At 69.9% G+C, this 621-nt stretch carries 1 protein-coding gene; it reads left to right on the forward strand.

The window, feature by feature from the left end:
- Nucleotides 1-621 (forward strand): MATE family efflux transporter (locus ACYVDE_RS25490; protein WP_460504303.1); only part of this gene is annotated, 621 nt, incomplete at both ends.

A 621-nucleotide genomic window follows, 5' to 3' on the forward strand; every position in this document is an offset into this window, starting at 1 on the left:
CTGGCCGGGGTGGGGCAGTTGGTGCCCTCGCTGCTGCACTTCCTGGGCCAGCCCCCGGCTGTCGAGGCGTTGGCCGCGCCCTGGGTGCGGGTCATTGCCTGGTCGTTTGTGCCGCTGATGCTGTTTCAGGGCTTTCGGGAGTTTGCCGAGGGGCTGGGGCTCACGCGGCAGGCCATGTGGCTGTCCATCGGGGCCAACGTGGTCAACGCGGCCCTGTGCTACGCCTTCATTTTCGGGCATTGGGGGGCGCCCGCGCTGGGCATGATGGGCGCCGCCTGGGCCACGTTGCTTTCCCGCGTCCTCATGGCCCTGCTGATGGGGGCCTACGTGCTGCGTGCCCCGCGCCTAGCGGGCGTGCGGGAAGCCATCACTACCTGGCGGCCCGACGGCTCCACCCTGCGTCGCTTGCTGGGCCTGGGTGCTCCCATCGGCGGGCAGATGGCTTTTGAGGTGGGCGCTTTTGCCCTGGCCGCCATTATGATTGGCTGGCTGGGGGCGGTGCCGCTGGCGGCGCATCAGGTAGCTATTAATCTGGCCTCGATGACCTACATGGCGGCCAGCGGCATTGCCGCCGCGGCCACCATTCGGGTGGGGCGGCTGGTAGGGGCGGGCAGCCGGGCC

The sequence above is a fragment of the Hymenobacter agri genome (genome assembly GCF_054778495.1).